We start from the raw sequence: 287 nt of genomic DNA on the forward strand, positions 1-287 counted from the left end.
GGGTCGTTAGCTCAGTTGGTAGAGCAGTTGACTTTTAATCAATTGGTCGCAGGTTCGAATCCTGCACGACCCACCATTTTCTGATTCATTTCTAGCTTGTTCGCTAGATTTGATACCTGCGATGCTCATGTGCTAAATGCACACTGCGCGTCTCGGTTCAAATCTCGCTTCACCGCTAACGAAATGAAGCGAGAAAATACCACTTTATGTGGGCGATTAGCTCAGTTGGGAGAGCACCTCCCTTACAAGGAGGGGGTCACTGGTTCGAGCCCGGTATCGCCCACCAC

2 tRNA genes are annotated in these 287 nt (G+C 49.8%); both read left to right on the top strand.

Going from position 1 to position 287, the window contains the following annotated elements:
- Window positions 1–76: transfer RNA gene (locus R2X38_RS26695), tRNA-Lys, on the top strand.
- Between the two features lie 134 nt (window positions 77–210).
- Window positions 211–286 (top strand) — tRNA-Val (locus R2X38_RS26700).
- The last annotated feature ends 1 nt before the right edge of the window (window position 287 follow it).

Origin of the sequence: Photobacterium rosenbergii, from assembly GCF_033022775.1 — a bacterium.
Taxonomy (GTDB): domain Bacteria; phylum Pseudomonadota; class Gammaproteobacteria; order Enterobacterales; family Vibrionaceae; genus Photobacterium; species Photobacterium rosenbergii_A.